The sequence below is a fragment of the Sphingomonas sp. RS6 genome, from assembly GCF_054489705.1.
Map to the genome: position 1 here is coordinate 1 of NZ_JBTMWM010000028.1, position 411 is coordinate 411.

Annotated in this window: 1 protein-coding gene; it reads right to left on the reverse strand. The window is 68.4% G+C overall.

Features of this window, described 5'->3' with window-relative positions; genetic code table 11:
- The coding region (locus ACX40Y_RS18215) for a methyl-accepting chemotaxis protein (protein WP_459120989.1) at window positions 1-411 on the reverse strand (411 nt) is incomplete at both ends.

Here is a 411-nt window from a genome sequence, read left to right on the forward strand (position 1 = left end):
ATGGTGCGTGCCTGGCCACTGCCGATGTCGAAGCGCGCGGCCTTGTCGGCGAGCGACGCGACTTCCGAGGTGAGGTTGCGCGCGGCGGCCGAGGTCTGCTCGACCATCGCCGCATTCTGCTGGGTCGACTGGTCCATCGTTCCGATCGCCGTCGAAATCTGGGTGATCGCGGTCGACTGGGCCTGGTTGTCGGTCGCTATGGTGCCGAGCAACTGATGCACCTCGCCCACATCGGTGGCGATGTTGGCGAGTGCGCCATCGACCTTTTCGACCATGCCGACCGCCGCGCCGATATCGGACTGCGTCGCGGTGAGCTGATCGCGAGCGCGGCCGGCCTCTTCCTCGGCGCGCATCGCCAGCGCCGAGACGAGATCGGCGACCACCGCGAAACCGCGCCCGGCTTCACCGGCG